Consider the following 4,769-nt stretch of genomic DNA (forward strand, 5'->3'; position numbering starts at 1 on the left):
GGTTCATTCGGTTCAATTCAATCAATGGGCATCATCAATTACCCACAAGCAGCAATTCTACAAGTAGAATCAATCGTTAAACGTCCAGTAATTATGGATGGCGGAATGATTGCAGCTCGCGACATGGTTAATTTATGTTTATCTCTTGATCACCGTGTATTGGATGGCTTGGTTTGCGGACGCTTCTTAGCTCGCGTAAAAGAAATCCTTGAAAACATGACGAAAGAAAACACGTCAGTTTATTAATTGAAAAGTGTAAAGCGCCACTCGAGTTCGACACCGGTGCTTGAAGGACCGAATTGAAAACCTGTTTTCGCATGAGGTACTGAAGCTTAGGTGCGAATTTGCGCTTGAAACTGGACAAAAAAATTACCCGATGCCGAAACTCTCGGTCATCGGGTTTTTTGTGCTTTTATCATGGCCCAAACTCAGTTAGACTAAGAGTGAGTAACAGATTCGAAGGAGGGAAGCGAAAGCGACCACATGACAATCGAACAAATGAAACAGGCAACTTTTCCTAAAGCGAATTTTGAAAATTGGCAAGAAGAAGCTGTTCGTACTTTAAAAGGCAAACCGTATGAACAATTGATTACACCTACTTTTGAAGGTATYGACCTCGAACCGCTTTATACGGCTGAACATTTACATAAAACATTGAATCATTCCGCCGTCATTTCGCATGCGAAAAAAGAACCGACTTGGCTTGTTGCCCAAACGACAAATGCCGGTTCGGCTTCAGAATTTCTACATAAAGCAAAAGAACAATTAAATCTAGGTAACGACATGACTGTCTACAAAGCTACAGTTCCTTCATGGGCTTGGTCAGCTACTGAAATAGAGGACTTGGCTGAATTGTTGAATAGCCATCCATTCTATTTATCAATTAAAGACTCTGACGATCAAATCATGCAAGTCTTTGACAGAATGACTCAGCAGCAGTTAGATGAACTGAATGGTTACATTGAAGGTCCCGTCTCAGTTCAGTCACTTAGCAGAAATATTTCAACCAGTGCTATTCACTACGCTGGTGGTACTGCCGTTCATGAACTTGCCTATGCATTGTTGGCACTTTCGAAACAAGCAGAAGAGCAAGCTGAATTAACAAAGGTCGCGACACAATTTGAAATCGACACGAACTTCTTTATGGAAATAGCTAAATTACGTGCATTCCGCGTATTATGGAAAGCGTTTTCAAGTGCATATAACCAAAAGGAAGAAGCAATTAACGTTATTGCTAATACTTCATTGAGATCATACTCGAAATTAGATCCGACTGTTAATTTATTAAGAGCCGGAAATGCAGCTTTTTCAGCCGTACTAGGCGGCGCAGACATCCTATCGGTTTCACCTTATGATGCATTGACAGGCACATCTCCAACGTCAGAGCGAATTGCACGCAATGTACAACTGGTCATTCGCGAAGAGACGATGGTTAATAAAATGATTGATCCTTCAGCAGGTTCATTTTATGTCGAATCATTAACTGCAGACCTTGTCAGACAATCATGGGATTTGTTCCTGAAAACGGTGGATATGAATCCAGCGGAACAAGAAGATTATTTGATGTCACTGGCTAAAAACGTCCACTCATCAAGAATACAAGCAATCGCAAAACGCAAAGCTTCATTAATCGGGACGAATGTTTATGCCAATCCGTCAGATTCGATTGTCACAACTGACACTGCAGAAGAGTACGGACGCTTAGCAGTTCCTTTCGAACAACTTCGAAAACATTTCGGTGAGTTTCCACTTTCAACTGCCGTTGTGTCATTTGGCGTTTTGAAAGACGTTAAACCGAGAGCTGATTTTGTCCAAGGTTTCCTGCAAGCGGGAGGATTAAATCCAGTCATGAGCCCAGTATTCTCTGATGCTCAATCTGCATGGCATTGGGTAAAATCTAACCAGATGGAATATGTGGTATGTGCAGCCAAGGATGAAATAACGAACGAAATTCTGCCACAGTTCTTAAATATTGCCGATCAACAAACAATAATTGATGTTGCGGGTAGACATACTGAAGAAAACAAATGGCGTGAGCAAGGTCTGAATGGTTCTATTTTTGCAGGCCAGGATGTCATTGCCAAAATGCAGCAATTGATTGATGTTAAAAAGAATGGGGGCCATGTTAATGAAGCCTGATTTCAAAGCAGTTCAACTGGAACAGTTTGTAACGCAACAACATGACTCACAAAAAGCTGACGAATCCTATTTAACGAATGAAGGCATTCGACTGGCTTCTAGATATACAAAAGAAGATGTAGAAAAACTTGATCATATGTCGGATTTTCCAGGTATTGCACCAAACACACGAGGACCTTATCCCACGATGTATGTGTCACGTCCATGGACTGTACGACAATATGCAGGATTTTCAACTGCGGAAGAAAGCAATGCCTTTTATCGCCGAAACTTGGCAATGGGCCAGAAAGGGCTTTCAGTAGCCTTTGATTTGGCTACCCATCGAGGATACGATTCTGACCATGAACGGGTAACAGGCGACGTTGGGAAAGCTGGAGTAGCAATTGATTCGATAGAAGACATGAAAATTTTGTTCGATGGCATTCCTTTAGATCAAATGTCAGTATCAATGACCATGAACGGGGCGGTATTGCCGATCTTGGCCTTTTATATCGTGACAGCGGAAGAACAGGGAGTTACGCATGAGCAATTAACGGGAACTATTCAAAATGACATTTTGAAAGAATACATGGTACGTAACACGTACATTTATCCACCGAAAATGTCGATGAAAATCATTGCGGATATTTTTGAATACACGTCGAAGTTTATGCCTAAATTCAATTCGATTTCGATTTCTGGTTACCATATGCAAGAAGCCGGTGCAACTGCTGATATCGAACTTGCTTATACATTGGCAGATGGTTTGGAATATGTGAGAACTGGTTTGAAAGCAGGAATCGACATTGATTCATTTGCACCCCGATTGTCGTTTTTCTGGGCAATTGGCATGAATTATTTCATGGAAGTAGCGAAAATGCGTGCTGCTAGAAGAATATGGGCGCAAATGATGCAGACGTTTGATCCTAAGAATCCGAAATCTTTGGCACTCCGAACACATTCTCAAACGTCAGGATGGAGTTTAACGGAGCAAGATCCATTCAACAATGTGACACGTACATTAATTGAAGCAAATGCGTCAGCTATGGGGCATACGCAGTCCCTGCATACCAATGCATTGGATGAAGCAATTGCGTTACCGACGGATTTCTCAGCGCGAATTGCACGAAATACGCAGTTGTTCCTACAGGAAGAAACGATGATGACAAAAGTGATCGATCCGTGGGGAGGTTCTTATGCTGTTGAGAAATTGACGGACGAATTGATGCAAAAAGCATGGGCATTGATTGAAGAAATCGAAGAACTTGGCGGAATGGCGAAAGCGATTGAAACAGGATTACCGAAAATGAAAATCGAAGAAGCTGCTGCTAAGAAACAAGCACAAATTGACTCAGGTAAAGAAATCATCATCGGTGTTAACAAATTCCGACTTGCTGAGGAAGAACCGATTGATATCTTGAATATTGACAATACGGTCGTGCGTCAAAAACAAATCGACCGTCTTGAAAAAATGAAACAAACGCGAAATGAAGATGACGTGCAATTGGCATTGACTGCTCTTACAAAAGCGGCTGAAACTGGGGAAGACAATTTGCTTGCATGTGCAGTTCAAGCGGCGCGTGTTCGTGCTACTCTTGGCGAAATTTCAGATGCGATTGAACGAGTATCAGGTCGACATAAGGCGGTGATTCGTTCCGTGAGTGGCGTATACAGTTCAAACTTCTCAAATGAAGAAGAAATCCAGGCAGTAAAAGACATGACGGAAGACTTTAAAGAAAACGAGGGTCGCCGTCCACGAATTATTATCGCGAAAATGGGGCAGGACGGACATGATCGTGGTGCCAAAGTCATCGCGACGGCATTTGCCGATTTAGGTTTTGACGTGGATATTGGTCCGTTATTCCAAACACCAGAAGAAACAGCAAAACAAGCGGTCGAAAACGATGTGCACGTAATTGGAGTAAGTTCACTTGCAGCTGGACATATGACATTAGTGCCTGCACTTCAAAGTGAACTGAAGAAAATGAATCGCGAAGATATTCTCATTGTGGTTGGAGGAGTAATTCCAGCTCAAGATTATGCGTTTTTACGTGAAAACGGAGCTGCTGCAATCTTTGGTCCAGGAACTGTCATTCCGGTGGCAGCTGCGAAAGTGATAGAAGAAATCTATAGACGTCTTGGGTATGAGGAAGTGAAGGAATAATGGAAGGTCAAGAGAACCAGCAGAAAAGTGCAATGCATGTGATGGGTGGACTGAAGTCTACTCATGACGGCATGGGGCAAACGTCTCGAAAGCAATTTCGACGATCTCACAAAAAAGAGATTTCTGTCGATGATTTTTCGCGTGAAATTCGTCATGGTTCCAGGCTCCATTTAGCTAAAGCCATCACTTTGCTTGAAAGTACCGTGATGGACGATAAACGTACTGGTCAACAGTTGCTGCAGGAATTGCTGCCTCATACGGGAAATAGTATTCGTATCGGCATCACGGGTGTTCCAGGTGCGGGGAAAAGTACGTTTATCGAAGCGTTCGGGAAATATTTGTGTGACATTGGATTTAAAGTGGCTGTACTCGCCATTGATCCGAGCTCAAGCCTTACAGGTGGCAGTATTTTAGGGGATAAAACTCGGATGGAAGAACTCGTTCGACACGAAAATGCTTTCATTCGACCATCTCCTTCTGCAGGGAC

At 42.5% G+C, this 4,769-nt stretch carries 4 protein-coding genes; all 4 read left to right on the forward strand.

The features are described 5' to 3' along the window. On the forward strand, positions 1-246 hold a 246-nt coding region (locus AC1DSB_RS14550), incomplete at its 5' end, for a 2-oxo acid dehydrogenase subunit E2 (RefSeq protein WP_477586968.1). A 237-nt stretch (positions 247-483) separates the two neighbouring features. Further along, positions 484-2,139 carry a methylmalonyl-CoA mutase family protein gene (locus tag AC1DSB_RS14555; protein WP_477586969.1) on the forward strand — a complete coding sequence of 552 codons (1,656 nt, stop codon included), beginning with the start codon at positions 484-486 and terminating at the stop codon, positions 2,137-2,139. Continuing rightward, the gene (gene scpA / locus AC1DSB_RS14560) at positions 2,129-4,282 is read left to right on the forward strand and encodes a methylmalonyl-CoA mutase (RefSeq protein WP_477532239.1); all 2,154 of its coding nucleotides are present in this window, start codon (positions 2,129-2,131) and stop codon (positions 4,280-4,282) included. The genes AC1DSB_RS14555 and scpA overlap by 11 nt, the downstream gene beginning before the upstream one ends. Then, the coding region (locus AC1DSB_RS14565) for a P-loop NTPase family protein (RefSeq protein WP_477586970.1) at positions 4,282-4,769 on the forward strand (488 nt) is incomplete at its 3' end. The genes scpA and AC1DSB_RS14565, both read left to right, overlap by 1 nt.

The sequence above is a fragment of the Paenisporosarcina sp. P4_E4_2 genome (assembly GCF_056401595.1).